The 26,908-nt window shown below is 69.4% G+C and carries 21 protein-coding genes; 9 read left to right on the top strand and 12 right to left on the bottom strand.

All coding sequences use genetic code 11. The annotated features are described in order from the left end of the window. Window positions 1–154 precede the first annotated feature (154 nt). The 5 genes from betB to PWS46_RS08055 all read left to right on the top strand — a co-directional run bounded on the left by betB (window position 155) and on the right by PWS46_RS08055 (window position 5,753). Window positions 155–1,624, top strand: a complete 1,470-nt coding sequence (betB, locus tag PWS46_RS08075; protein WP_434613501.1) for a betaine-aldehyde dehydrogenase — start codon at window positions 155–157, stop codon at window positions 1,622–1,624. Window positions 1,625–1,651: 27 nt separating this feature from the next. Continuing rightward, window positions 1,652–3,415 carry a choline dehydrogenase gene (betA, locus tag PWS46_RS08070; RefSeq protein ID WP_434613498.1) on the top strand — a complete coding sequence of 588 codons (1,764 nt, stop codon included), beginning with the start codon at window positions 1,652–1,654 and terminating at the stop codon, window positions 3,413–3,415. A gap of 46 nt (window positions 3,416–3,461) precedes the next feature. Further along, window positions 3,462–4,439, top strand: a complete 978-nt coding sequence (locus PWS46_RS08065; RefSeq protein ID WP_434613495.1) for a choline ABC transporter substrate-binding protein — start codon at window positions 3,462–3,464, stop codon at window positions 4,437–4,439. Between the two features lie 222 nt (window positions 4,440–4,661). After that, a complete protein-coding gene (ndk, locus tag PWS46_RS08060) occupies window positions 4,662–5,084 on the top strand; it encodes a nucleoside-diphosphate kinase (protein ID WP_085089708.1) in 423 nt (140 codons plus the stop codon). Between the two features lie 156 nt (window positions 5,085–5,240). Then, a complete protein-coding gene (locus tag PWS46_RS08055; protein ID WP_295828174.1) occupies window positions 5,241–5,753 on the top strand; it encodes a hypothetical protein in 513 nt (170 codons plus the stop codon). 28 nt (window positions 5,754–5,781) lie between these two features. Here PWS46_RS08055 and PWS46_RS08050 read toward each other — a convergent pair whose 3' ends face one another. Beyond that, a complete protein-coding gene (locus tag PWS46_RS08050) occupies window positions 5,782–6,123 on the bottom strand; it encodes a cupin domain-containing protein (protein WP_434613492.1) in 342 nt (113 codons plus the stop codon). 276 nt (window positions 6,124–6,399) lie between these two features. Between PWS46_RS08050 and PWS46_RS08045 the strand changes: the two genes are divergently transcribed. Genes PWS46_RS08045 through PWS46_RS08035 form a run of 3 tightly spaced genes read left to right on the top strand, consistent with a single transcriptional unit; the run spans window position 6,400 to window position 11,071 of the window. Continuing rightward, a complete protein-coding gene (locus PWS46_RS08045; RefSeq protein WP_434613489.1) occupies window positions 6,400–8,934 on the top strand; it encodes a response regulator in 2,535 nt (844 codons plus the stop codon). Window positions 8,935–8,942: 8 nt separating this feature from the next. Further along, window positions 8,943–10,829, top strand: a complete 1,887-nt coding sequence (locus tag PWS46_RS08040; protein WP_434613486.1) for a response regulator — start codon at window positions 8,943–8,945, stop codon at window positions 10,827–10,829. Window positions 10,830–10,888: 59 nt separating this feature from the next. Further along, window positions 10,889–11,071, top strand: coding sequence for a hypothetical protein (locus PWS46_RS08035; protein WP_434613483.1), 183 nt, complete (start codon window positions 10,889–10,891; stop codon window positions 11,069–11,071). A 21-nt stretch (window positions 11,072–11,092) separates the two neighbouring features. Here PWS46_RS08035 and PWS46_RS08030 read toward each other — a convergent pair whose 3' ends face one another. From PWS46_RS08030 to tssJ, 6 genes are all read right to left on the bottom strand, one after another. Beyond that, entirely contained in the window at window positions 11,093–11,278 is a 186-nt protein-coding gene (locus tag PWS46_RS08030) for a hypothetical protein (RefSeq protein WP_136704195.1), read from the bottom strand. A gap of 399 nt (window positions 11,279–11,677) precedes the next feature. Next, window positions 11,678–12,109 carry an ATP-binding protein gene (locus PWS46_RS08025; RefSeq protein WP_434613480.1) on the bottom strand — a complete coding sequence of 144 codons (432 nt, stop codon included), beginning with the start codon at window positions 12,107–12,109 and terminating at the stop codon, window positions 11,678–11,680. A gap of 23 nt (window positions 12,110–12,132) precedes the next feature. Beyond that, window positions 12,133–14,139, bottom strand: coding sequence for a protein kinase domain-containing protein (locus PWS46_RS08020; protein ID WP_434613477.1), 2,007 nt, complete (start codon window positions 14,137–14,139; stop codon window positions 12,133–12,135). Next, window positions 14,121–17,774 (bottom strand): type VI secretion system membrane subunit TssM, encoded by a 3,654-nt coding sequence (gene tssM / locus PWS46_RS08015; protein ID WP_434613474.1) that lies wholly within the window; start codon window positions 17,772–17,774, stop codon window positions 14,121–14,123. The genes PWS46_RS08020 and tssM overlap by 19 nt, the downstream gene beginning before the upstream one ends. Before the next feature lie 17 nt (window positions 17,775–17,791). Next, the gene (gene icmH / locus PWS46_RS08010; protein WP_434613471.1) at window positions 17,792–19,303 is read right to left on the bottom strand and encodes a type IVB secretion system protein IcmH/DotU; all 1,512 of its coding nucleotides are present in this window, start codon (window positions 19,301–19,303) and stop codon (window positions 17,792–17,794) included. After that, window positions 19,300–19,992, bottom strand: a complete 693-nt coding sequence (gene tssJ / locus PWS46_RS08005; RefSeq protein ID WP_434613468.1) for a type VI secretion system lipoprotein TssJ — start codon at window positions 19,990–19,992, stop codon at window positions 19,300–19,302. Before tssJ ends, icmH begins: the two co-directional genes overlap by 4 nt. A gap of 264 nt (window positions 19,993–20,256) precedes the next feature. Here tssJ and PWS46_RS08000 point away from each other — a divergent pair, with 264 nt between their 5' ends. Continuing rightward, window positions 20,257–20,994 (top strand): tetratricopeptide repeat protein, encoded by a 738-nt coding sequence (locus PWS46_RS08000; protein WP_434613465.1) that lies wholly within the window; start codon window positions 20,257–20,259, stop codon window positions 20,992–20,994. Window positions 20,995–21,016: 22 nt separating this feature from the next. On the opposite strand, the gene PWS46_RS07995 is transcribed toward PWS46_RS08000, so the two are convergent. The 5 genes from PWS46_RS07995 to PWS46_RS07975 all read right to left on the bottom strand — a co-directional run bounded on the left by PWS46_RS07995 (window position 21,017) and on the right by PWS46_RS07975 (window position 26,900). Next, a complete protein-coding gene (locus PWS46_RS07995) occupies window positions 21,017–22,558 on the bottom strand; it encodes a class I SAM-dependent methyltransferase (RefSeq protein WP_434613462.1) in 1,542 nt (513 codons plus the stop codon). Between the two features lie 43 nt (window positions 22,559–22,601). Further along, a complete protein-coding gene (gene tssG / locus PWS46_RS07990) occupies window positions 22,602–23,687 on the bottom strand; it encodes a type VI secretion system baseplate subunit TssG (RefSeq protein ID WP_434613459.1) in 1,086 nt (361 codons plus the stop codon). Continuing rightward, window positions 23,651–25,483 (bottom strand): type VI secretion system baseplate subunit TssF, encoded by a 1,833-nt coding sequence (tssF, locus tag PWS46_RS07985; protein WP_434613456.1) that lies wholly within the window; start codon window positions 25,481–25,483, stop codon window positions 23,651–23,653. The genes tssG and tssF overlap by 37 nt, the downstream gene beginning before the upstream one ends. Then, window positions 25,476–25,952, bottom strand: a complete 477-nt coding sequence (gene tssE, locus PWS46_RS07980; RefSeq protein WP_085089694.1) for a type VI secretion system baseplate subunit TssE — start codon at window positions 25,950–25,952, stop codon at window positions 25,476–25,478. Before tssE ends, tssF begins: the two co-directional genes overlap by 8 nt. A gap of 150 nt (window positions 25,953–26,102) precedes the next feature. Further along, on the bottom strand, window positions 26,103–26,900 hold the full coding sequence (locus PWS46_RS07975; protein WP_434613452.1) for a type VI secretion system accessory protein TagJ: 798 nt from the start codon (window positions 26,898–26,900) through the stop codon (window positions 26,103–26,105). Window positions 26,901–26,908 lie beyond the last annotated feature (8 nt).

The raw sequence follows: 26,908 nt of genomic DNA, 5'->3' as shown, positions 1-26,908 counted from the left end.
AGAACGGAGGCGTCAACCCCCGTTTTTTAATTGAACGTCCAATCAAAAAAAACCAGGCTGTGCTCCTGGAATATGGGTGCCGCGAATGATGGTGCTGCGAACCAATGCACCCTTGGACCCTGGGACCTGAGCCCGGGAGGATGGGAGACAGGAGATGACGCGTTTCGGACGGCAGGCCCATTACATCCACGGTCGCCCCTTCACGGGCGAGGGTGAGGAGCGCTTCGCCACCGTCAATCCGGCGACCGGGGAAACTCTGGCCGAGGTCGCGCAGGCGACGTCTGCGGACCTTGACCGCGCAGTCGACAGCGCACGGGCCGGGCAGGCGGTGTGGGCGGCGATGACGGCGATGGAGCGGGCACGGGTGCTGCGCCGGGCCGTCGACCTGCTGCGCGAGCGCAACGACGCGCTGGCGGAAATCGAAACGCTGGACACCGGCAAGCCGCTGAGCGAGACGCGGGCGGTCGACATCGCCACCGGCGCCGACGTGCTGGAATATTACGCCGGTCTCGCCCCCGCGCTGGAAGGCCGCCAGATCCCGCTGCGTCCAAGCTCCTTCGTCTATACCCGGCGCGAGCCGCTGGGGGTGGTGGCCGGGATCGGCGCCTGGAACTACCCGATCCAGATCGCGCTGTGGAAATCGGCTCCGGCGCTGGCCGCCGGCAACGCCATGATCTTCAAGCCGAGCGAGGTGACGCCGCTGACCGCCCTGCATCTGGCGGCGATCTACAGCGAGGCCGGCTTGCCCGACGGCGTGTTCAACGTCGTCCAGGGCGACGGCAGGGTCGGCGCCATGCTGGCCGCCCATCCCGGCATCGAGAAGCTGTCCTTCACCGGTGGGGTGGAGACCGGCAAGCGGGTGATGGCCACCGCCGGCGGATCGACCCTGAAGGAGGTGACGATGGAGCTGGGCGGGAAGTCGCCGCTGATCGTCTTCGCCGACGCCGACCTCGACCGCGCCGCCGACATCGCCATGATGGCGAACTTCTACAGTTCCGGTCAGGTCTGCACCAACGGCACCCGCGTGTTCGTCCACCGCGGCATCGCGGCTGCCTTCGAGGAGCGGTTGCTGGCCCGCGTGCGCCGCATCCGCATGGGCGATCCGCTGGACCCCGACACCAACTTCGGCCCGCTCGCCAGCTTTGCCCACCGCGAGAAGGTGCTGCGCTACATCGAGGCCGGCAAGGCCGACGGCGCAAGGCTGCTGGCCGGCGGCGGCGTGCCGGAAGGCGCAGCCTTCGCCCGCGGCGCCTATGTCGCGCCGACCGTCTTCACCGACTGCCACGACGGCATGACCATCGTGCGCGAGGAGATTTTCGGCCCGGTCCTGTCGCTCCTGACCTTCGATGACGAAGAGGAGGTCATCGGCCGCGCCAACGCCACCAGCTATGGCCTTGCCGCCGGGCTGGTCACCGGCGATCTGGCCCGCGCCCACCGGGTGATCCACCGGCTGGAGGCCGGCATCTGCTGGATCAACGGCTGGGGTGAATCGCCGCCGGAGATGCCGGTCGGCGGCTACAAGCAGTCGGGCATCGGCCGCGAGAACGGCGTCGAGACGCTCGACCATTACACCCGCGTCAAATCGGTTCAGGTCGAACTCGGCGCCTATTCGTCGGTGTTCTGAGCCCGCGTTTCAGAGAAGGGGTGTTCGATGTCGAATTCACCGACCTCCGGGGCCGCTGCGCCGGGGAAGGGCGCAGCCATTGCCGCCGTCTCCCCCGCGGTGCGCGAGTATGACTACATCATCGTCGGCGCCGGGTCGGCGGGCAACGTGCTCGCCTGCCGCCTGACCGAGGATGCCGGCGTCAGCGTCCTGCTGCTGGAGGCGGGCGGACCCGACCACCGGCTGGACTACCGCACCCAGATGCCGGCGGCGCTCGCCTTTCCGCTGCAGGGACGCCGCTACAACTGGGCCTACGAGACCGAGCCCGAACCGCACATGGACAACCGCCGGATGGAGTGCGGGCGCGGCAAGGGGCTGGGCGGCTCGTCGCTGATCAACGGCATGTGCTACATCCGCGGCAACGCGCTGGATTATGACGGCTGGGCCGAACTGCCGGGGCTTGAGGACTGGAGCTATCTCGACTGCCTGCCCTATTTCCGCAAGGCGGAGACGCGCGACGCCGGTCCCAACGCCTATCACGGCGGCGACGGCCCGCTGTTCGTCACCACCGCCAAGCCGGGGGTCAATCCGCTCTACGAGGCGATGGTGGAGGCGGGGGCGCAGGCCGGCTATGGCCGCACCGACGACCTGAACGGCTACCGCCAGGAGGGCTTCGGCCCGATGGACCGAACCGTGACCGCGCGGGGGCGTCGCTGCAGCACCGCCCGCGGCTATCTGGATCTGGCGCGGGAGAGGCCGGGGCTGACCATCGTCACCCATGCGCTGACCGACCGCATCCTGTTCGACGGACGCCGCGCCGTCGGCGTCGCCTATCTGCGCAACGGCACGCCGGTGACGGTGCGGGCGCGGCGGGAGGTGCTGCTGTGCGCCGGCGCCATCGCCTCCCCGGCGATCCTGCAGCGGTCGGGGGTAGGGCCGTCGCCGCTGCTGCGCGAGTTGGGTGTGCAGACGGTGCTCGACCTGCCGGGCGTCGGCGGCGATCTCCAGGACCATCTGGAGATGTACATCCAGTATGAGTGCCGCCAGCCGGTGTCGCTCTATCCCGCGCTGAAATGGTGGAACCAGCCGGCCATCGGCGCCGAGTGGCTGTTCATGGGCACCGGCATCGGCGCCAGCAACCAGTTCGAGGCCGGCGGCTTCATCCGCACCGGCGACGACGTGCCCTGGCCCAACATCCAGTATCACTTCCTTCCCGTCGCCATCAGCTACAACGGCACCAACGCGGTGGAGGCGCACGGCTTCCAGGCCCATGTCGGCTCCATGAGATCGCCCAGCAAGGGGCGGGTCCATGCCCGGTCGCGCGATCCGGGGCAGGCGCCCAGCATCCTGTTCAACTACATGGCCGATCCGCAGGACTGGCAGGAGTTCCGCGCCGGCATCCGCATCACCCGCGACATCATGCGCCAGCGCGCCCTGGCTCCCTACCGCGGGGAGGAGATCAGCCCCGGTGCCGATTGCGTCACCGACGCCGACCTCGACGCCTTCGTCCGCCATCACGCCGAGACCGCCTATCACCCCTGCGGCACCTGCCGGATGGGGGCCGACGACGGCGCGGTGGTCGACGGACAGGGCCGGGTGCATGGGCTGGAGGGCCTGCGCGTCATCGACGCCTCGATCATGCCGCGCATCGTCACCGGCAACCTGAACGCGCCCACCATCATGATGGCGGAGAAGCTGGCCGACGCGGTGCGCGGCCGTCCGCCGCTGCCGCGCGCCGACGTCCCCTATTACGTCGCCGAGGTCGCCGCCATGGAGAGGGAGGGCCAGAGGGACCAACGACTGCGGGCGTAAGACCCGTACGCCGACAACGACAACCACAAGCAAGGAGAACAGGGATATGGGCAAGACATTAGGTAGGATTTCCAGTCTCGCCGTCGGCCTGATGCTGGCGGCAGGGACCGCCGCCATGCCGGCGGGGCCGGCGCTCGCCGCCGATCCGGCCTCCTGCCAGTCGGTGCGTTTCGGCGACGTCGGCTGGACCGACATCGCGGCGACGACCGCGCTGGCGTCGGTCACGCTGGAGGCGCTGGGCTACAAGCCGACCACCAGCATCTCCTCCGTGCCGGTCGTCTATCTGGGGCTGAAGACCAAGTCGCTGGACGTGTTCCTCGGCAACTGGATGCCGACCATGGAAAGCTTCATCAAGCCGGTGCTGGAGGACGGCTCGGTCGAGGTGACGCGCGTCAACCTGGAGGGCGCCAAATACACGCTGGCCGTCCCGACCTATGCCGCCGAGGCCGGGTTGAAGAGCTTCAAGGATCTGGCGAAGTACAAGGACAAGCTGGACGGCAAAATCTACGGCATCGAGGCCGGCAACGACGGCAACCTCGTCATCGAGAAGATGCTGAAGGAAGGGGCGTTCGGCCTGAAGGACTTCAAGCTGGTCGAATCCAGCGAGGCCGGCATGCTGGCCGAGGTGAAGCGCGCGACCCGGTCCAAGAAATGGATCGTCTTCCTGGGCTGGGCGCCGCATCCGATGAACAAGACGATGGACATCACCTATCTGGCGGACGGCGACGACTGGTTCGGCCCGAATTACGGCGGCGCCACCGTCAGCACCAACGTGCGCAAAGGCTATGCCACCGAATGCCCGAACGTCGGCAAGTTCCTGTCCAATCTGGCCTTCACCGTGGACATGGAGAATTCGGTGATGGACGGCATCATGAACGGCGGCCGCAAGCCGGAAGCGGTGGCCGCCGAGTGGCTGAAAAAGAACCCCGCCATCCTGAAGACCTGGCTGTCCGGCGTCACCACGCTGGATGGCAAGGACGGCCTGGCCGCCGCGCAGGCCAAGCTGGGCGCGGTCAAATCCTGACCTGACACCGCGTTTCTGCATTGCCTCCTCGACTTCGGCCGCGACGGGATGCCGCCGCGGCCGTCTTTTTTCGGGAAGCAGGCGATGTCCGGCCCCCAACGAACGCCTTGCCGCGCCGCGAAAGCGCCTCTATAAAGCGGCCCATCCGGCGCCCCGGTCTTCCGGCGGCGCCTGCGTGTTTTTCAAACGGCGAAAAGCCCCATTCCCGCAGGAGTCACCACCATGGCCGTCGAACGGACCCTTTCGATCATCAAGCCCGATGCCACCCGCCGCAACCTGACCGGCAAGATCAACGCCAAGTTCGAAGACGGCGGCCTGCGCATCATCGCCCAGAAGCGCGTCCAGCTCTCCAAGGCCCAGGCCGAGCAGTTCTACGGCGTGCACCGCGAGCGTCCGTTCTTCGGCGATCTGGTCTCCTTCATGATCTCCGGCCCGGTGGTCCTGCAGGTTCTGGAAGGCGAGAACGCCATCGCCCGCAATCGCGAGATCATGGGCGCCACCAACCCGGCCAACGCCGCCGAGGGCACCATCCGCAAGGAGTTCGCCGAGTCGATCGAGGCCAACTCGGTCCACGGTTCGGACGCCCCGGAGACCGCCGCCCAGGAGATCGCCTTCTTCTTCGCCGGCATCGAGCTGGTGGGCTGATCCCGCGCGCCTGACCCCGCGTCAGGCTTGCCGAAAGGGCCGCTTCCGCAAGGGGGCGGCCTTTTTTGCGTTTTGGTTCAAGCTCTGGCAGTATCGGGGGCCGTGACCATTTTGCCCCGCAGACGCCGGGGCCGATCCCGACAGGAGTTGCCCGCGATGGAATCCCAATCCGCAAAGCCGATCATCGCGGCGCTGCTGCAACCGCTGCCGGTGCTGACCCAGCCGCAGGCGCGCAACGATCTGTCCGACGAATCCGTGGTGCGGCTGCTGGTCCGCCAGTTCATCGACCTCAGCCTGGACGCCTTCAACCAGGTCCTGCAGGGCAAGCTGGATCAGGACGAGGCGGTGGACGGCATCAACCGTCAGGCCATCGCGCTCAACTCCGTCTTCCTCGGCACCAGCGGCTTCGAAACCGTCATCACCCACCCGTGGAACACCCCGGACCAGCTGGGTGCCTTCCTGAAGGACGTGGTGGCGCTGGAATATCCGGAGGACGATTGCGTCCGCGCCATGCTGATCCACCTTGCGACCCAGGTGATGCACGCGCTGCGCCTGCCCGACGAGGAGCGCAACGAGGAGGTGGAGGCGCTGACCCTTGACGCCGCCGACCTGCTGCTCGGCCGCGCCCCGGAGGATGACGGCGAGATCGATATCGACATCGACGTCTGAGCGGTCGCCTCCCTTGCCCCCGGCGGCTTCACCCCGCCGGGTTCAGGTTCACTTCGATCAGCACCGTGTCCTCGATAAAGTCGGCGCTGTGCCAGGCTTCGGGGTCGAAGCGGATGACCATTCCCGGACGCAAATCCACCGGTCCGGCTTCGCAGGTCAGCAGGGCGCGGCCCTCCACGACGATGACGAACTGTTCGTGCGCGTGGGAATGGCGCGGGGCGGCGGTCCCGGCCTTGATGACGATGTGCTTCAGCGACGCGCCGGTGCCGGGGAAGCTGCGCCGTTCCACCCCGTCGGTCGTCTGGGCCGGTAGGTTGCTCCAGGTGATCACGTCGGCCTTGGGGGTGGCGGGGGGCGTGGCTGGGGCCATGGGGCGGGGTCCTTCCTTGGAAAACTCACCGGCTTATCAACGTCAACCCGTTGATACGGGCGCCGTCGCATCCCGGATCTCCCGCGGTCGCCGGATCTGCTCCGGCCTGTCGCATCCGTGCCAAAGCTGGGGTGCTAAACCTGCTGTTAACGCCTGACCTTCTAAGACGGGATAATCCGGCGGCATCGCGGCCGGAGCATCTTCCGGACCGACGGAGGCGTTGTGGACGTTGCAGACACCGATCGACCGCTCCGCACTGCGGGTGCCGCTGAACCGGTGTCCGGGCCTTCCCGTCTGTCCGCCTCGTTTCCCGGTGCCCTGGCCGCACTGACCGGTGTCGGCACGCTTCTGGCCCTGTCCGCATCCGGCCGGATCGATCTGCCGACCGCGGCCGCGCTGGCCGCTGCCGGCGGGCTGGCATTGTGGAGCGCGGTTCGCGCCGGCTCGGCCGCCGCGGCACTGGCCCGTTCCGACGCCGCCCTGGTCCGGGCGCGGGACGAACTGGAGGGACTGCGCGCCCGCTCGCGCGACTTCGCCGCCGTCTCCCCCGGCTGGTTCTGGGAAACCGGGTCGGACCACCGCTATCTGTCGCTCTCGGGCGGGCTGACCGATCTGCTCGGCTGCGATCCGCGAACCGTGTTCGGCGATTCGCTGTTCGATCTGGGGCCATTGGTCGCCGACGAGGCGACCTGGGCCGAATACCGCGCCGACATCGAGTCCGGCCGGCCCTTCCGCGATCTGGAGGTCAGCTTCGAAGGTGTGGACGGCCGTGACCTCGTGTTGCGGCTCAGCGCCGTGCCGGTGCGCGGCGCCGACGGGCGCTTCCGCGGCTATCGCGGCTGCGGCGTCGATGCCACCGCCGAGACGCTGGCGCTGGTGGAGGCGCGCTTCATGCAGGCGGTGGTGCATGACGCCATCGACAGCGTGTCCGAAGGCTTCGTCCTGTTCAGTGCCGACGGCCGGCTGCTGATCTGCAACGAGCAGTACCGCCGCGCCTATCCGACCATCGCCGACATGTTGACCCCCGGCCGCAGCTTCGCCGAGATTCTGCGCGCGGCGGCCGAGCGTGGCGGCTTCGAGGGTGCCGACGACATCGGTGCCTGGGTCGAGCAGCGGCTGACCCGCCACCTGCAGCATTCCGCACCGGTCGACGGCCGGCTGTCCGACGGGCGCTGGTACCGCATCAGCGAACATGCCACCGGCACCGGCGGCGTGGTGAAGATCCTGATGGACATCACCGAGCTGAAGACGCGGGAGCAGGAGCTGGCCGACCAGACCGCCCGCCTGAAACAGACGGTCGCCGCCCTGCGCGAAAGCGAGCTGCGCTACCGCCAATTGGTGGAACTTGCGCCCTACGGCATCGTCATCTGGGACCGCGCCGCCATCCGCTTCGCCAATGGCGCCGCTGCGGCGATCCTCGGCATGGCGGCGGATGTGCTGGAGGGCCAGCCGCTCGCCGGCTTCCTGGAGGATGGCGACGCGCTGGCGGCGACGCTCGCCACGGCCGCCGACGGCGAGGAAAAGCGTCTGGAATGCGACGCCCTGCGCCCCGACGGCGAGCGCCGCCGGATGGAGGTCGCGGCCAGCCAGGCCGTCTATGCCGGCGAGCCGGCGGTGCTGCTGGTGCTGAACGACATCACCGACCGCCGCCGCGTCGAGGGCGAACTGCAGCGCGCCCAGAAGATGGAGGCGGTGGGCCGCATGGCCGGCGGCATCGCGCACGAGTTCAACAACATGCTGACCGCCATCGGCGGCTTCGCCCGGCTGGCGGAGCGCAATCCCGCCGATCCCGACCGCGTGCTGACCTGTGTGCAGGAGATCGCCAAGGCATCGGAACGGGCGGCGGCGCTGACCGGCCAGCTTCTGGACTTCTCACACCGCCGCGTCACCGACGAGCGCGAGGTGGTGGCCGTCGCGCCGCTGGTGCGCGACCTGCGCGTCTTCCTGAAACCGCTGCTCAGCGCCGGCATCGACGTGGCGATCCTGGCGGAGGATGAAGGCGCGCATGTGCTGGTCAACCCGGTCACGCTGAATCAGGCGCTGCTGAACCTCGCGCTGAACGGCCGCGACGCCATGCCCAATGGCGGCACGCTGACCATCGCCCTGACGACCGAGGTTCCGGACGATGCCTTCTTCGCCCGCCATCGCGGTCTGAGGCCCGGCCGTTACGTGGTGATCCGCGTGACCGACCAGGGCACGGGCATCCCGGCCGAGATCCGCGACCGTATCTGGGAGCCCTTCTTCACCACCAAGGAGCCGGGGAAGGGCACCGGGCTCGGCCTGTGGATGGTCTACGGCACGGCGCAGCAGTCCGGCGGTGCCGTCGAACTGGAGGACGCCGCAGGGGACGCCGGGCACGGCGCCGGCTTCGCCCTCTACCTGCCTGCCGTCGATACGCCCGCCGAGCCGGCCGGGCTCGATCCCCTGCACGTCGCCGAGGGGGAAGGGGCGGTCATCCTGCTGGTCGATGACGAGGACTCGGTCCGCCGTTACCTGCGCCTCGTGCTGGAGGAGGCCGGCTGTACGGTGGTGGAGGCGTCGGACGGCCAGGAGGCGCTGACACGCTATGACGAGGCCGGCGGCCTGTTCGACGCGGTGGTCAGCGACGTGTCGATGCCGCGGATGAACGGGCTGGAACTGGCCCGCGCGCTGGAGTCCCGAAACCAGCTTCTGCCGATCCTGTTCCTGACCGGCTATGCCTCTCGCGAGACGGCGGCCGGGCTGACGGCGCAGGAGGGGCGGCAGATCGTGATGAAGCCGGTGGCGCCGGAACGGCTGCTGGCCGCGCTCCGCGACCTTCTGGCCTTGTGAGGGCGGGCATGGACGCTCCCCGTCACGAGTCTCCGGCAGCGGAACCTGCAGCGGACGAAGCCGACGCTTCCTCTCCCGCCGCCTGCCGCGAGCCTGCCGACTTCTACACGCCCGCCGGCCGCGACGGCGTCGGCCGCTTCTGCCGCCGTTTCCTTGATGAAAACGCGCTGACCGCGACGGAGCTGCTGCACCACCCGCGCCACCAGACCGCGCTGTCCAACACCGCCACCTTCGTCGCCATCCTGACCCAGGCCGAGCGGGCGATGGACCGGAAGGGCGGGATGACCCCGCTGGTCAACGAGATCGCCCGGCTGTCGCGCGAGCGGCTGAAGGAAAACCCGCCGCCCGACTTCCTGCCCGACGCCTATCCCGGCACGGCGGCGGAGCTGCTGTCGGTCGGCGGCTTCCTCGGCCGCTTCCTGCTCGATGCCGCCGTTACCCAGCACATCGCCACCTGCCGCAGCTTTGCCGAGAAGGCGGAGTCGCTGCTGGACCTGGCGGAGACCACCGAGCATCCCGACGCGCTGGCGCCGCTGGAGCGGCTGCTGGGCGAAATCCTGCTGAGCGACGCCGGCACCGCATCCTGCGCGCGCGATGCGCCTTTCGTCACGCTGATCGACCTGATCGTGACGCTGATCGCCGCCGACCGGCCGATGGTGGAGGAGGCTCCGCCGGTGTTCCGGCGGCTCGACGTTCTGATGCGCCAGGTACCGATGCCGGGCTTGCGCGATGCGCTGGCCGCCGCCTTCCGCCGCGAGATGGCCAAGCCCGCCTGCTTCACCATCTCCAGCGCCGGCGACATGTTCGGCATCGAGGCGGTTCAGCGCGAGATCCTGGCGCTGAGCGACCTGTCCGCCCGCCTGCGCGACCGCGAGGGCGCCTATGTCGGCGGTGCCCGCACCGAGGCGGCTTTGCAGCGCCGCACCGCCCTGCTGGTCAACGAGGACACGGTTCCGGAGATCACCCGCGGCCGCAATTTCGTGCAGAAGCTGCGCATCCTGCTGGTGCTGCAGAAGATGCCGCTGTCGCCCTCCGCGGCCAAGGCGGTGACCGATTACCTGAAGAGCTTCTTCGACAGCCGCGACTTCGCCGGCCGCCTGCTGGACTGCTGGAAGGACCGGAACGAGAAGCTGAAGGGGTTGGCGGAGGTGCAGCGCATGGTTCTGTCCAGCGCCTTCCCCGAGGAGGAGCGGGAATATCTCGGCGGCCAGCTCGACGACATCCAGAACGCCTTCCTGCGCACACAGCGCGTGCTGGCCCCGCTGATCCAGGCCAAGGACGACCCGCCGGTGGACAGCGTGCTCGACATCGTCCGGCTGGCGGGGGAGGGGGCGATCTGCAGCGGCAAGAGCCGGTTGGCGGTGGCCCGTGTGCTCTACCGCCACTGCCACCGCCCGCGCTTCGTCCGCCATGTGCTGCTGAACGCGCCGGGACCGAAGGAGCGGGTGGCGCGGGCGAACTGGCTGCGGCAGTCGCTGGCAATGGTCGGCGTGCCCTTCATCGACCTCGCCACCCAGCGCGTTCTCGTGGTGGACGACGAGGCCGGGCCGCGCGCCCTGGTCACCTCCGTCCTGCAGGAGCTTGGCATCGGCCATGTCGACAGCGCCGCCGACGGGCAGGAGGCGCTGGAGCGCTTCCGGACCGATGGCACGGCCTACGACCTGATCATCTGCGACTGGATGATGCCGCGTCTGAGCGGTCTCGATTTGCTGAAGCAGGTGCGCGAATCCCGCAGCGACCTGCCGTTCCTGATGGTCACCGCGCTGGCGACTCTGGATGCGGTGAAAAAGGCGCTCGCCCATCAGGTCAGCGGCTATATCGCCAAGCCCTTCACGCCCGACCAGCTGGAGGAGAAGATCTTCCTGGTGCTGGCGCAGAAGGGGATGGGCGAGTAGGGGACTTCTGTCGCGCCGGGCTGTTGTGGTGTGCGAGACCCTATCGAAGGAGCCATCCCATGGCAGACCAGAAACCGGCCAGCAGCAATGTGCTGTCCAACGAACCCGACCGCGACATCGCCGATCCGTTGAAAGCGGCGGAAGCGGTTTCCGACACCGGAAAGCCGATTACCCCCGACACCGAATCGGCCAAACATATCGACCGACCTGCAGAAAAGGGAAAGGCGGGAAAGACGGAGTGAGCACGCTCTCCCAAGAGAGGCTCAGCGCAACTCCAGGCCGGCCTGTTTGAAGGCGCGGGCGAGGGCATCGACGATGGCCGGATCGACCTCGCCCGTTCCATAATCGAGGTTCATGACGGCGTACCACGGCACGCCGGCCTTGTTCGCCAGCATCCGTGTCGACCAGCCAAGGCGCAAGCGTGCCTCTTGGCACTGCGACCCGGTCATGATGCGTCGACTCCACACGTTAGCGTTTGCCTTCCATGGCATTGCCCCGGACCCATCGCGAGAGGCCCGAATGGCCGATCCCGCCCGCAACCTGGGGCTATCCACAATAGTGCAAGAATTTGCCCGGCTTGTCATGTGTCGGGTTGTTGCAGAGCGAAACGCTCTGCTTTGCTGGATTGTCATGGAAGGCAATTCGCCGACATTCGATGAAAACCGCGGGAAGTCCGTGCGGCCATCAATATGGCCTTATCATTGATGTGGACTTGTGCAGACTGTCGGCTTCCGGGTCGAACCGCCGGAACGGCAAGGCATATATGAAGATTTTTTGAAGTGCGCTTTGCCGAGTGCGCCGCCGCCTCCGGTTGCGCCCCTCCACATGGCTGCAGCGCCGTAAGACACTCAGCCAATGGTCTTGGACAGCAGGATCAGGTTCCGGTCACCTTCGCGCCGGTAGCTGGCATGGTCCATCGTCTTCTGGACCAGGAACACGCCCAGGCCGCCGACGCGGCGGTCGTCGACGTCGCTGGTCAGGTCGGGCGGCGGGGCTTCGGCGAAGGGGTCGAAGGCGTCGGCATCGTCCTCCACCTCCGCCCGCAGTTCCGTGCCGTCCGCTTCCATCCGCACCCTGATCTCGTGCGGACCGGCATCGCCATAGCCGTAGGACACGGTGTTGGTGATGAGTTCGTCGAAACAGAGGTTGAACTTGAAGGAGAGGTCGGGGGGCAGGTCGTTGCGCTCGATGAAGTCGTCCACCGCGGCGGCCAGCCGTTCCAGTTCCGACAGGTCGTTGCGCAGGACCATTTCCAGGCGGTTCTTCACGGTATCGTCCATCCGCTCTGCTCCCAGTCCGCCCGTTATGCCGCCACGCCGGCCACTGCCCAGCGGCGCAGGGCCGTCAGGGCGATCCGCTCCACCTCGCTCCAGCCGAGCCCGCTCGCCATCTCCGCCAGCGCCACCAGCCGGCTGCGGGCGCCGGTGTCGCCGACCGGCGCATTGCCCAGATCGGCGGTCAGCCCGGCGACGAGGCCGTAGAGCATGGTCGACAGGCTGTGCATCAGCGCCGCGCAATCGGGCGCGGTCAGCCGGGTGGCGAACAGATAAAGCTGGCCGACACCGCGCAGCCGGGCGGCGAAGCTCTCCGCCGTGCCGGCCCCTGTCGCGACCTCGCCGCGCAGCTCTTCCACCGACAGGCTGGCGAAGCGGCCGGCGGCGGCGATGAACTCGGCCACCGCGTCCTGGGGCAGGCCGCCGGTGGCCTGTCTGCCGGTCTCGAACAGGCGCTGCGCCATGACGATCAGCTCCTCGATGTTGGCGAGGATGATGGCGACGCCGAAGCGGGCCAGCCCGTCGTTGCCGTCGGTGCAGGCGCGCAGGATCTGCGTCACCTTGCGGATGACCTGCACGGCGAACATCAGCATGGCGCTGCGGCTCTGCGCCAGTTCGGCCTCGGCGCCCAGCTCCTCCAGCGCGTGCTGCAGGATCTCCAGCCGCAGGAAGTCGAGCGACAGCATCTGGATGTCCGGGTTGTCGCCGTCCATCAGCACGCGGTTCAGCTCGCCGGAATAGAGGAAGAAGCGGCCGGACAGGTCGAAGGCGATGCGTGCCGCCGACATCTTCGCCCGGTCGGCCGCCGGCGTGCCGGCCAGTGCGCGGGTCATCGCCGCGAACAGCCGGACCATCGGCATCCAGTCGCGCCGCTGGCTGGCCGGCGTAGCGCGCGGCGCCGGGGTGGAAGCGACGATCAGCTCGGTCAGCGGCTCGATCCCGGCGCCGAGCAGCACCGACTGCCAGCGCTGGGCGTCGCCGCCGCTGCCCGCCTGCCAATCGGCCAGCATGTCCAGCAGTTCGGTCAGCTTGCGTGCGTCCAGCGGCTGGCCGGGGATGGCGCGCAGGGCGGTTTCCAGTGCCGCCGCCAGCGCATCGCGGTCGCGCAAGGGGGCGACGGTGGGAACCTCCGCATTGAACAGCGTCAGCTCGGCGGTGGGCGCAGCCGCCTGCATGGTGCCGGCGACCACCAGAGCATGGCGCAGCGCCTCGGCGAACTCCGCGGCGCTGGCGTAGCGGTCGGCCGGCGCCTTGGCCAGTGCCTTCAGGATCACGGTGTCGAAGGGCGGTGGCAGCTCCGGGTTGCCGTGCGACGGCGGCGGCGGCTCGACGAACAGGATCTGCTGCATCACCGTGGCGACGGAGCCGGAGAAGGGCCGCCGCTGCGCCAGCAGGTAATAGAGCACCACCCCGGTGGAGAACAGGTCGCTGCGGGCGTCGGCCTTCTCCCCGCGCAGAACCTCCGGCGCCATGTAGGCGGGGGTGCCCAGCAGGTCGCCGGCCTGGGTCAGGTCGGAGGAGGAGATCTGCGCGATGCCGAAATCGGCCAGCTTCGGTGTCAGGTCGTCCTGCACCACGATGTTGGCCGGCTTGATGTCGCGGTGGATGACGTTGCGGGCATGGGCGAAGGCCAGCGCGTCCAGCACCGCCGCCATCAGCGCGCCGCCCTGCTGCACCGACAACGGCGTGTCGGCCTCCAGATACTGCTTCAGCTCCCGCCCCTGGATCAGCTCCATGGCGAGGTAGGGCGCGTCGCCCTGGGCCGCATCGAGCGTACCGTAATCATGGACGCGGACGATGTTGGGGTGGTCCAGCTTCAACCCGATCTGCGCCTCCCGCCCGAAGCGGGCGAGCACGGCGTTGCGTTCCGCCGCGGCCAGCAGTTCGGCGCGCAGCAGCTTCAGCGCGACCGGCTGTCCGGATCGCCCGTCGGTGGCGCGATAGACCACGCTCATCGCACCCTGGCCCAGCACCCCCTCGACCCGATAGGGGCCGATGGGGCCGGGAAGCACGCCGCCTACAGCGCCGTCGGGCATCGGAAACTCTCCAGCAGGTTCTTGCCGAAGGGGTTGTTCACGCTGTCGGCCCGCAGGGCGAAGACCGCCTTGCGGGTGCCCACCGTCACCGAGAAGGTGAAGCGGTCGGGCTGCGGCGTGGACTCCAGCTTGCCGTCGGCGAGGAAATGGAACAAGGCCCAGGGACCCTGGCGCGAGATGCCGGCCGGTTCGCCCGGCAGCGGCGGGCCGAAGCCGAGGCGCACGCTGCTGCTGCCCTCCGCCCCCGGCCATTTCATCACCTGCGGGCGGGGCGGGCCGTGCTGGTAGATCAGCGTCTGGCCGTCGATGTCCATCGCCACCTGGGTCGCTTTGGCGTCCAGCTCCACCGGCGTGATCTCGAACACCACCTTGGCGGCGGTCGCCCCGGCCGGGAACAGGCTGTCGCGGATGCGTGCCGCCCGCTCGAACTGGTCGAGCACGGCGGGGGGAATGCCCAGATCGACCTGATCCACCTTCTGCCAGGCCCAGGGGCTGACCGTCATGTCGACGAAGGGGCGCAGGTTGGTGTTGAAGAACTGGTCGATCATGCCGCCCGGCGCAAACAGCTTGGCGAAATCGGCCGAGGTCACGTCGACCGGGCTGTTCGGCACCATGGGGAAGCGGTTGTCGAGCGCCGCCCGGCAGAAGGGCAGGACGGTGGACTGCCACGCCTTGTTGATCTGCGTCCGCGCACCGCCGGCACTGACCGTCGCCGCGCTCTGCGCCACGGTGGCGACCATGCCGCCGACCGGATCGGGCAGGTCGCGGGCGAGGGTGCGCAGCTGCGCCGCCACAGCACCCTTGTTATCACCTACGCCGCCGCCGCCGGCCAGCCCGGCCAGCAGCGCGCCGTTCTGGTCGGGCGCGTTGGCGGCCCGCGCGATCTGCTGGTACAGCTCGCCCAGCAGCTTCAGCGAGTCGTCCAACTTCGGCGGCGCGCCGCCTTCGCCCTGCACCAACTCGCGCAGGGCCTTGAAATGGTCGTTGATCGGCTGGCCCGGCGGCGGACCCTCCGGCTGCAGCGAAACCCCGGCCAGCCGCGCCAGATAGGCGGCGTTGGTGCCGGTGGACTCCACCGCCTTCTCCCCCACCTGCGCCTGCTGCGCCACGCCGGCCAGCGGCCCGCCGGCGACCGGTCCCTTGCCGTCGGCCGGCTTGTCATTCGGTCCTGGCGCCAGCGTGGTCTGCCGCACCATGGCGGTCAGCCACAGCTTCAGCGGCGATTGCGGGCCGGACAGCGTGTTCAGCACGTCGGCCGCCTGGTTGAGGCTGCGCAGCGGCACGATCACCACGTCGCCCAGCATCTCGTCCCACTGGCGGGCGTAGCGGTCGAGATAGACGGCAAGGATGCCCTGTTCCAGCCGCTGGGCGCCGGCGACCGCCTGCGGCCCGCTGCTCGGCTGGCCCAGCACCCAGTTCTCGGCCACCAGCGCCTTGGCGACCTTGGGCAGCGCCGGCAGCACCGCCTTGTGGAAGCCGTCATAGGTGTAGAGGCCGGGGACGCCGTCCGACAGCGGCTTGCCCGACGGGCGGATCAGCACCCGACCGGCCAACGGCCCGGCATTGTCGACCAGCCGCCAGTCGGCCAGCGCCTGGATCTCCGGACGGTCGCGCAGGATGGCGAAGCCGCGTTCGGCCAGCGGATAGTTGGTCAGGCTCTGCCGAGCCTCCTCGACCAGCGCCTCGTCCAGCGGCAGGGTGGGCAGGGGGGCGGCCAGCATGGCGTCCAGATGGGTGCGCAGGTCGCGCCGGATGCCGTCATAGGCGGGGCCGGGCAGCGACGCCATCCAGTCGAGCGCCATCCATTCCGACACCAGCGCCTTGTCCATCGGCCCCTTGCCGGCCAGCATCAGATAGACCTTCAGCGCCTGGAACAAATATTCGGGCCGGCCGCGCTCGTGGCGCAACTGCCCTTCCACCCGCAGGAAGACGCGCGGCAGCAGCACGGTGTTCAGCGCCCGGCCATAGACGGTCCCGCTCTGCCGGCCCAGCCGGTCGCCTTGATAGAGGCCGCCGGTCATCTCCAGCGGCGGCGGCTCGGTCCAGCCGGCGGGGATGGCGCGCAGCGTGTTCAGCGGTGGCACGATGGTGATGAAATCGGTGTCGTCCACTTTGGTCAGCGACCGCGGCGCGACGGCGAGCGGCTCCAGCTCGGCCTGCGCCTTGGCGGCGGCGGCATCGACGCCGGCGACCAGTGCGGCATTGCCGGTGAAGCTGTTGGCCCAGAAGGCGGCGACCGCCAGCCCGGCCAGCAGCATCGCCGCCATCGCCCCGCCGCGCAGCAGGCGCCGCCGGCGCTCCAGCCCGCCGTCGGTGCCGACCAGCCCGGCCTCGGCGAACACCACCTCGCGCAGGGTGCGGGTCAGGAAGAAGCTGCGCCCGCCGCTGGCCGCCGGCAGCACCGGCCGCTCCAGCCCGAAGGACCCGGCCACCATCTCCGACAAACGGTCGACCGGGGCGCCGTCCTGTGTGCCGCTGGTCAGATAGACGCCGCGCAGCAGCGCCCGTTCCTCGTAGCGGTTGGGTTCGAAGATCACCATCAGCAGGTCGGCGATGGCCGGCTTCAGCGCTGCGATCTGCGCCGGGAACAGGGTGTCGAGCGAGCGGCGCTGGATGTCGGATTCGCCATGGACGCGGTCCAGCACGCGGCGGGCGATGCGTCCGGTCAGCGCGTCGAACTCCTCGCCGAATCGGTAGACCGGGGCGTCGTCACCCTTCCTGCCGTCGTCCAGCGGGAAGGTGACGCCCCAGACCTGCTCGCGCTCCTCGCGGCTGAGATCGTCGAAGAACTCGGCGAAGCCGGCGATCAGGTCGGCCTTGGTCAGCAGCACATAGACCGGAACGCGCGACCCGACCTGTCCGCGCAGCTCCTTCAGCCGCAGCTTCAACTGCTCGGCATGACCCTTGCGCTCCGGCTCGCTCCAGGCGGAAAGCTCGGCGAGGCTGACGGCCAGCAGGATGCCGTTGACCGGCTGGCGCGGGCGGTGGCGCTTCAGCAGGGCGATGAAGTTCTTCCACACCTTGCCGTCGATGGCGGGCTGGCTGTCCTGGGTGATGTAGCGCCCGGCGGTGTCGATCAGCACCGCCTCGTCGGTGAACCACCAGTCGCAGTTGCGGGTGCCGCCGACATCGCGCAGCGCCGCCCGCCCCATCTCCGCCGCCAGCGGAAAGCGCAGACCGGAGTTGGCCAGCGCCGTCGTCTTGCCCGCCCCCGGCGCGCCGATCAGCAGATACCAGGGCAGCTGGTAGAGATAGCGCTGCCCCCATTTGCCGCCGAAACGCGCCTTGCGCAACTGGTCCAGCGCCTCGCGCAGCCGGCCGCGCAGCAGGTCGGTTTCCTGGCCGACGGCCTCGGAATCGGGATCGCCCTTGGCGGCAGGCGTCGCCTTGGTCAGCGCCTGCACCATGCGGTCGTTGGCGCTGCGATGGCGATACAGCGACCATTGCATCGCCAGCGCCCACACCAGCAGGATGCCGAACACCACCGCCAGCCGGATGGTCGCATCCTCCAGCGGGAAGGCGCCGGACACGGCGACGAGCGGCCCCAGGAACCAGACGATGGCGCCCAGGCACAGCGCCGCGACCAGCGTCAGGAACCAGCGGGAGGTCAGGGCGGAGAGGATGGATTTCAGCATCGGTGTTTCGCCATCGGTCAGGGCGCCAGCACGATGTCGACGCGCCGGTTGGCCTGACGGCCCTCCGCCGTCGTGTTGGGGGCGATCGGGTCGGTGTCGCCGCGCCCTTCGGCGCTCAGGCGGCTGCCGTTGTCCATGCCGGCATCGGCGCCCAGAATCTCGGTCATCAACCGCTGCACCTTGTCGGCCCGCGCTTCCGACAATTCCTGGTTGGACGGGTAGCGCAGCGAACGGATGGCGACGCTGTCGGTGTTGCCGATCACGGAAATCCGGCCCTTCTCGGGACGCAGCGCCTCGGCCACATGCTTGAACACCTCGACATAGCGCGGCTCAATGCGGTCACTGCCCGACGCGAAGACGTTCAGCCGGGTGCGGACCAGCACGCGGCCGTCGGCGCCGCCGCTGACCTCCACCAGCCCCGCCTTGATGTCGGCGGCCAGCGCCGCGGCGACGCGGTCGGCCACGGTCCGGCTGGGCGGCGGGGCGGGCAGGGTGGCCGGCGCCTCAATCCGCGCGACCTGCACCGGCTTGTCCGGGATCAGCCCGGCCAGCCGGCGATAGGCGGCGTCCGACTGGTCGGCGAGCGCGAAGACGAACCAGGCATAGAGCGCCGCCAGCAGCGCCACGATCATCACGGCCGGAACCCACAGCGGGATGGTGGCCGCCAGCGGGCGGAACCCGTCGGCCTGCCCGCGCCAATGGGGCGACAGGTCGCGTTCCGCCTCGCCACGCTGCTTGCGGATGACGCGGTACAGCCGGTCGCGCAGCTTCGCCAGATCGCTGTAGCCGCGCGGCATGACGCGGAACTTGCCCTCGAACCCCAGCGATACGCAGAGGTAGAACAGCTCCAGTTCCATCAGGTGGCGGTCGGGCGCATCGGCCATCTGGTCGAGCAGGTCGAAGAAGCGCTCGCCGCCCCAGGTCTCCTTCTGGATGGTGGAGACCATGCTCTTGTGCGCCCACAGGCTTTGACTGCCCCAGGGGGTCGCCAGCACCACATCGTCCACCGTGGCGCACAGCGCATAGCCGGCGTTGCGGATCTGGGCGGCGGGCAGGCCGGCGCGCACCGTCGCCGCCTCGAACCGCTGCATCTCGGCGATCACCCGCTCGCGCAAGGACTCCACGTCGCGGTGCTGGGTCAGCTCGCGCACCCGCACCACCATCGCCAGGATGGGTGCCGCGGCGGTGACCAGCGGGTTGTCGCTGACCGCCGTCAACGCCGTCAGTGCCGCGTCGTCCAGCGGCCGGAAACCGGGGGAGAAGGGCGCCTGGACGGGGGCGGAGGCGGGAGCAGGCGCGGCGGACGGCTTGGCCGATGCGAAGGCGGGCGGCGCGAAGGCTGCCGGGGCAGGAGAGAAGGATGCGGCGCCCTGACCGAAGGCGGGCGGCACCAGCCCGGCCGCCGGATTGGCGGCGCCACCGCCGGCCGGCGCGGCCGGGCGCTGGAACGCCATCGGCTGCATCACCGTGGCGTCGATGTCGTCCGGTTCGTCGAACGGGTTCTTGTCGGGCGGCGGCCGGACGCTCATGACGGCCCCTTCAGGATCAGGTTGTGCTTGGCGGCGGGCGGCTGGTCGGTGGAGACCTTCGGCGTGGGCTCGGCCTTTTCGACCTTGGGCGTGTCGGCCTTTGCCTTGTCGGCATCCGGCTTTTCGGCATCCGGCTTCGCGTCTTCAGCCTTGTCCGCGGCCGGCTTGTCGCCCTCGGCCTCGCCGTCGGCCGCCGGCGTATCGCCGTCCTCGCCATCCTGCCGGACCAGCGTGATGGTGCTGCCCTTGGCGGTCAGGAGGAAGTTGTTCGCCTTGTTCGCCTCAACCGGCTGCAGGGCGCGCCAGCCGGCTTCCTCATAGGCGCGGAAGGCGGCGGCGATGGCCAGCGTCTTGACGTCCGGCTTGGGCTGGATCGTCACGGTCTGCTTGCCGTCCGGCTGCACCGCCAGTTCCTGCCGGTCGAGCAGGGTGGGGCCGAGCGTCGCCTTGTCCTGGTCCATGACCTGGAAGAAATCGGCGTTGGCGAAGGCGTCGCTGGGGCCGAGTTGATAGAGCCGCAGCATCACCGGCGATGGCCGGCCGCTGGGATCGGGGTTCAGCACCTTCGCCCCCACCACCGTCAGCCGGATGGTGGTCGGCGGCGGCGGCTTCGGCGCGGAGGAGCAGGCGGCCAGCGCCAGCGCTGCAACCAGTGCGGCAGCGGACCATGTCGTCTTCCGGATCCGCATCCAGCCGGCAATCCTCTGCATCACCACACCTTTCCCCTTATACGTTCGGGTATAGCAGGGCACGAACGGATGGTCATCCCTAACCAAAGGCGCCGGCGTGACAATTCCTCGACCGCCGGCTGGAGAGGTTGAACCGGCGGCGGCGGGGGGACAGACTCGGGCGCGGGGGATGGTCCACAACGCAGCTGCGAATGGAATAAAGCCGGTTCGCGCGCTGTTCGTGGTGCGGATCCCCGGGGGACAATTGACGAAGGTACCAACGCCATGCCCACGCTTTGGACCCGGATGAAAGCCGAACTGGGCGACAGCGACGCGCAGTACCGGCTGGCGGAGATGTTGCGGACGACCGATGTCGTTGCCTCCGTCCACTGGTATCGGCGCGCGGCCCGCCAGGGCCATGTCGCGGCGCAGACCATGCTGGCCTTCCTGCTCGCCAACGGCATCGGCGTGCCGCCAGACCCACGCCGGGCGGTGTCCTGGTACCGCCGCGCCGCCGCCAAGGGCGACGTCGGGGCACAGAACAACCTGGGCTTCATGCATGAACATGGCGCCGGCGTGCCCTGCGACCCGGCCAAGGCGGCGCTGTGGTACCGGCTGGCCGCGCTGCAGCATTCGGCCCCCGCCCAGGTCAACCTTGCCCTTCTGCTGCTCGACGGCCGCGGCGTCGACCGCGATGAGGTCGAGGCGGTGCGCTGGCTGCGCGCCGCCGCAGAACAGGGCCACCCCGCTGCCCAATACCGGCTCGGCCTGTGCCTGCGCGAGGGGGTCGGCATCGAGCGTGACGCCGCCGAAGCCGCCCTGTGGCTGCAGGCCGCCGCCGCGGCCGGCGACCGCGAGGCGCTGGTCGCATTGGCCGAGCTGCGCCAGACCGTCGTCCCGGCCTGGGCCGGTGGCGCGGAGGAAAGCGGCGCGGAGGATGAGGACGAGGCGATCGGCTGGCAGCATCAGGCGGAACGGCGTCCCATGCAGGGCGCCCAGGCCGGAGCGATGCCGCCGGGCTGACGCCCGTCCCATCCGGCCCCCGTCATTCGATCACGCCCAGCTTGCGCCAGACCGGCAGGCTGTTGCGCAGGCACCAGTCCATGCTGTCGGCAATGGCCTTGCGGCTGGCGTCATCGGCATTCTCCGGGGCGGCCAGCCGGCGCATCGCGTGGCCGACCAGGGCGTCCAGCGTCTCCGGCACGCCTTCGCACAGGCCGTCATAGAGCAGCGCCTCCATCGTGCTGACATGCAGGCCGGCCCCGCCGACCGAGGCGGCGAAGGCGCTGCTCTTTCGCCCCTCGCTGGTGGCGAGTTCATTGGCGGCGGCGCGGTTGTGGGCCAGCACGCCCGGCAGCGGCGTCACGGTTTCGGGCGGGTTCGGCACCGGGATCGCCTGGTTGGAGCCGGTCAGCATGCCGGCGATCTCCACCGCCGACAGGTTGCCGCCGGCCCGCCGAACCTCCGGCAACTCCATCAGGTCGCCGATGCGGCGCGGACCTTCGGCCAGCGCATCGAAGATCGGCTCATAGTGCTTGGCCTCCAGCGTCGCCTCGCCCAGCGGAACCTGGATGGTGGTGCGGGCGTCGGTGCGCGGGATGGTCAACGCCATCGCCATATCCATCAGCATCGCATCGCGCCTGGCCACGCTGATGCGCCGGGTGCCGCGCACGAAGACGTCGCGGCGGAAGGGCCGGCCGACGCAATAGTCCTTGAAGGTCTCGCGCAGGCTGGGCACGCCGATGGTATCGAGCGCCTTGCGTTGGTCGGGCGTCAGGGCGAGGTCCGGGTAGTTCTCGAACAGGGTGGCCGAACCGGCATAGGTCAGCTTCGCCTCGCCCAACTCGCGCGCGACATCGACATGGTAGAGCGGCTGCCAGCTGCCGTTCAGATATTCGTGCGCCAGATAGACCGACTGGTCGGTGGCGCTCTGCGTCTTGGTCTCGCCGCGCAGCTTGCCGAACATCGCCTCGTCGCCCAGGATCTTGGCCCCGGCCTTGTAGAGCTGTTCGGCGAAGTCCAGACCGGCCTTCACCTGCACGTCGCTGCGCTGATGGACCAGCCCGGAATACTCATAGAGCAGCCGCTGCAGCGGCATCATCGGCGCCCAGCCCGGCATGGCGTTGTAGCTGACATAGACCAGTCCGCCCGGCTTCAGCTTCTTCGCCAGGAAGCGCGCGATCGCGCCCCGGTTCATCGGGCTGACCCAGCTGTAGACGCCGTGCAGCGTGACGAAGTCGAACTCCGGCAGCTCCGGGCCCTCGCCGTCGGCCATCTCGGCGAAGCTCGCCTCGTGGAAGCTGATGTTGGTCAGGCCGGCCGCCTCGGCGGCGTCGCGGGCGCGGGCGATGTGGGCGGGGTGGAAGTCCACCGCATGGAACCGCCCCTGCGGGTTGGCCGCCGCGAACAGCGCCACCGTCGTGCCGTGGCCGCAGCCGAGTTCGCAATAGTCGAACCCGTTGGCCGTGGACGGCGGGGCGATGCCGTTGATCAGGCAGCTCAGCGTCAGATGCGCCGGCCCCTGTTCACGGTAGAAGCCCGGCAGATATTCAATGTCCGACACATAGCCGGCGCTCCAGTCGCTCATTGGGTCCTCGTCGTTCTAAGGCGGGGCGTCGCAATGGCGCGCCTCACAAATCCTGCATCGGAAACACCGCGTCCTTGCGCTCGACCGGGCTCGGCGCATGCAGCACCCAGCCGTTCCAGCCCAGCCGCGTGGCGTCGCGGTCGTCCTCCCCGGCGGCCAGCCGGGCGCCCGGCACTTCCGGCGCCTGCAACGTGACCTGAAGCTCGAAATCCAGCTCCGGCCCGACATACATGCGCACCAGATCCTGGAGCTTCCGGAACTCGCGGCCTTCCGGCATGAAGTCGCGGAACTGGTCGTGGTTCAGCGGACCGATGCGCAGCCGGAACTTGCCCTGGACGTCCCAGGCGCGGTCGCCGGCCAGCGCATCGATGCCCAGCCGGCAATGCCGGCCCTCGGGTTCGGCCAGAGTCGGCAGCCGCGTCTGCCCGTCCGCCGCGATGGGCAGCCAGCCGCCGACGAAGCTCTCCACCGTCACCGGCCGGCCGAGGAAGTCCGACAGCATCTCCTGCAGATCGACGGCCGAGCGGGTCCCGCGCGACAGCAGCCCGGAATAATGCAGGAGCGTCTCGTCCTCCACCACCAGCCGCTTGGTCAGCGACGGCTGGCCGATGCCGACGAAGCTGGACAGCGTGGTGCTGACCGGATCGGGCTCGCGCGAACCCTGCCCGCGCTCGAAGGACACCGGCAGCCGGTATTTGGCCCAGGCGCGGTAGAAAAGCGAGAAGCTGCGGTGATGGAAGACGTCGAAGAAGTCGCGCAGAGACCGGTTCCGCTCGCGCAGACTGCGGATCATGATCTCGGTGTAGTGCTGCGGCAGCACGCCCAGCGGCCCGACCAACCCCATGAAGGCGCCGACCACCGTCGGCGGCCGTCCGTCCTGGCCCGGCTCCGCCCCCGCCACCTGATTGCCGGGGAAGGTCAACGAGGTTTCGGCGCGCAGACGCACCACCTCCTCGCGCGGGTCATGGTCATGGCCCACGGCGTGGCGGCGGGCGTTGCGCGGGTCGCGCGCATCGCGCCGGGCCTGCCACTCCAACACCCGTACCGCCTGGAAGAAGTCGAAGCGGTGGGGGGTGCGGAACAGCCGGTCGATCACAGAAGCGGGCGATTGCCGGCGCGGGCGGGCCATGTGCGAAGCACTCCGGTGCGGCCCTTGACCGTAGCGGTCAGCCGCGTGAAGGAATTGATCGAGCAGTACAGCCCCAGGAAATGGTCGAGGATCATCGCCAGCAGGAACATGCCGCTGCCGCTGAAGCGCTGCGGGTCGAATTCGATACCGACATCGATGCCGCGGCAGATGGCGTCGCCCCAGGCGACATCGCCCGGCCGCGACGGCGCCCGCGCGGTGCCGCGCCTGGTCGTCACCTTGACGAGCCCGTCGGCGATGCCGCGCGTCTCGGCCGAATCGCGGAAATCGTAGAGCCGCAGGATCTCGCGCAGCGCTTCCGTCCCCTCCGCCCCGCCGGAGATCGACAGATGGTTCAGCAGCAGGTGGGAGACGAGGCGCCAGCGATGGCCCTTGCGCTCGGCGATGCGCAGGGTCGGCGTCGGCGGCGTCAGGCAGGCGACACCGGACACCGCCGCCATGCCCTCCATCAGCTTCAGCTGCGGGTGGCCGCCGCCATAGGGCAGTTGCGAGGGCAGGTCGCGGTTCAGGCAGGTCGTCTCGACCGACAGCACGGATTCCGCCGGGCTGGACGGGTCGAAATCGAGATCGACCAGCGCCAGATGCACTTCGGTTCCCGGATCGCGCCCGCCGGCCGGGCGGCGGCTGGCAGTGTAATAAGTGCGGCTGACCGCCTCCACCCCGCCATGGCGCAGTCCGTAGAAGGGCAGGAAGCGACGCTGCTTGCCGTCGGGATCGGTGGCCAGCACGCTGTCGACCGAATAGACCTCCAGCGCGCCGGGACGGCGGGCGTCGGGCACCACCCGGTGCTCGTGCTGGGTCTGGGTCAGCGCCACCGGCTCCGCCCGCTGGCGGAACAGGTTGACCACCGGGGTGCAGCCGAGCGCAAAATTGTCTTTCGACACCGCGCGTTCCAGGTCGCCGTCGGTGCTGTTCAGATAGATGAAAATCTCCAGCGTGCCGCCGGCGCGCCGCAGCACCTTCGGCGAGATGTTCAGGTCGAAGAACAGGAACTTCTCGGGGAAAGCGAAATATTCGGTCAGCAGCCGGTAGCCGCCATGCGAGCGGGCAGGGTAGGGCAGCATGCCCTCCTCGTCGCCGAAACCGACCGGGCGGATGGCGTCGGGGCCGAGGATCACCGCGTTCGGATCATGCGGATCGTCGGCCAGCGCCACCGAGACGGCGTTGTTGAAGATCAGCTCGTGCAGGGCATAGACCTGCTGCGGCTGGCCGCGCAGGAAGAAGCGCAGGGTTTCCGGCCCCAACTCGGTGAAGGTCATCTCCGGCACGCGGCAGCGCAGGGTCAGCCGCAGCGCCGCCACAGCATCGCCTGCCCGCGGGTTGGGCGGTGCCACCAGCGGCCGGCCGCTCAGCACCGCCTGATCCAGATCGACCGGCCACAGCGTCGCCGGGTAGACGGTGCGGAAGCGGCAGGTCTCGCCACGCAGCGCCTCGGTCTCCAACTCCGTCCCCTTCGGCACGGTGTGGGCGCCGGTCAGGTCGGGGCTGCTCCGCATCTGCACCACCGCCATCGACGGGATCGGCGCCAGGTAATGCGGATAGAGCACGTCGAGCAGCGTGTCGACCAGCTCCGGATATTCGTCGTCCAGCTTGCGGCTGATGCGGGCATTGAGGAAGGCGACGCCCTCCAGCAGCCGGGCGACATGCGGGTCCTCCACCGCGTCGGCGCTGAGCCGCAGCCGGCCGGCGATCTTCGGATGCGCCTCCGAGAACTCCGCCGCCATGCGGCGCAGATAGGTCAGCTCGCGGTTGTAATATGGGAGGAGTTCGTCAGCCACGGGCCTTGCTCGTCACGGTGACCATGTTGGAGGTGGGATCGACCACCGAATCGAACACCATCGGTTCGGGTGCCGGATCGGCGTGTATCAGCGCCTCGATCCGGAAGCGCAGCGTGCGGTCGGCCGGGTCGCTGTTCTCGACCATGCTCACCGCCAGCTGGGCGAAGCGCGGCTCCCACCGCCGGATCGCCGCCTCGATCTGCGCCACCACCTCGCGCCGGCGGGATTCGGTGCCGACATTCTCGACCAGCAGGTCGTGGCAGCCATAGCCGAGGATCGAGTCCGCCAGTTCCGTCAGGTCGTCCGGCCAGCCCAGCACCCGCCGCCGGGTGTTCAGCAGATTCTCCAGGTCGCGCCGGATCGCCGCCCGCAGGTCCGCCACGGTGTGCGGCCGCGGCGCCATATGCTCCGGCGTGTCGTCGAGCAGACGGTCCAGGACGGACAGGGTGATGGACTGGTTGCGATCCATGGTGGCTTTCGGAAGGTGCTTAGGCGCTTGCCCCCACCCTAACCCTCCCCCGCTGGGCGGGGGAGGGGACAGGTGCTGATGCGGGAGAGCGGCGGCAGTCCCTCCCCCGCCCAGCGGGGGAGGTTAGGTGGGGGCACCGGAGGAAAGGCTTTACACCGCCCCCGAGAACTCCAGCGTCCCCAGCTGCATCATCGGCACCGCCTCTTCCCCCACCAGGAAGCAGCGCTGGCCCTGGCCCCGAATGGGCGCGTCCTCCGACCATTCCGTTACCCGGCCCAGCTTCACCGCGGCGTCGGCATCGGCGGGGGCGCCGCCATACAGTGCCGGCAGATAGACCTCGCCGTCCGGGCCGCCGCGCACCGTCATGTGGGCCGGCCGCCACAGCAGGTCGCGCGGCCGTTCGGGCGCACGGAACTCGACCAGCTCCACCGTCTCGGTGGCGATCCAGAAATACTTGCCGGTGCTGGTGTAGACCTCGAAGAAGCCGCCGGTCAGGTCGTCCAGGTCGCGGAAATCCTCGAACGGCGTGCCGTCATGGCTGCCGGACACCGGCGGGCGCATCTCCTCCGCCTGGGCCAGCTTCGCCACCGCGTCGGCGGTGTCGCCGGCGCGGAGCGCCACCAGCGCCTCCAGATGCAGGCGCAGATGGTCGGCGGGCTGGTCGATGAACTCCGGCACCCGGCCGTCGGCGAACAGCTGGCCGCGCGCCTGCTCGGCGCGCACCAGCTGGCGGAACAGCGCCATGGTGACGGCGACCTGCGGTTCCTGCGTGCCGATGGTGTCGAGCTGCAGATCGGCGCGTTCCAGGTTGCCGGCGAAGCTCAGCAGCTCGGCCAGGAAGACGCGGCGGTCGAGATCGGTCGGCTTCTTCTTGATCTCGCCGTTCAGCGCGGTGATCGCCTCGTCGAGGCGGCCCGCCTGGAACAGCTGGGCTGCGGTTTCGCTCATGATCGGTT

The organism is Azospirillum sp. B2RO_4, assembly GCF_051124815.1.
Taxonomy (GTDB): Bacteria; Pseudomonadota; Alphaproteobacteria; order Azospirillales; family Azospirillaceae; genus Azospirillum.
Note: the sequence above shows the minus strand (reverse complement) of the source record. Positions and strands in the feature narration are given on the sequence as shown.